Origin of the sequence: Enterobacter sp. UNJFSC 003, assembly GCF_036903355.1 — a bacterium.
Classification (GTDB): Bacteria; Pseudomonadota; Gammaproteobacteria; order Enterobacterales; family Enterobacteriaceae; genus Enterobacter.
Genome location: NZ_JBAKHK010000199.1, coordinates 1 through 264, shown reverse-complemented (window position 1 = coordinate 264; position 264 = coordinate 1). Strand labels below are relative to the sequence as shown.

1 protein-coding gene is annotated in these 264 nt (G+C 45.8%); it reads left to right on the top strand.

All coding sequences use genetic code 11. The features are described from left to right. Positions 1 to 187 precede the first annotated feature (187 nt). A partial coding sequence (locus V5P19_RS23780; RefSeq protein ID WP_334408014.1) for a hypothetical protein occupies positions 188 to 264 on the top strand: 77 nt, incomplete at its 3' end.

Sequence of the window (264 nt, the reverse complement as noted above, 5' to 3'; positions counted from 1 at the left end):
GATTGTTTACATAAGCGGATTAACACGCGCAGGATCACAAATGCAGGCATTGGTGAGCAGGAAAAAGATCGTGTTTACGCGCCGTTACGTTTTTAACACTATTATTGCACTAATTCGCCCTTTGCAATCCATCAATGAGTAGTATAAATACGCTCAGTTACCTTCATTCAATTTATGGACACCACCGTTGAAACGTAGTCTGCTTTTTTCTGCCGTGCTGTGTGCGGCGTCATTGACCTCCGTCCATGCGGCGCAGCCGATCAC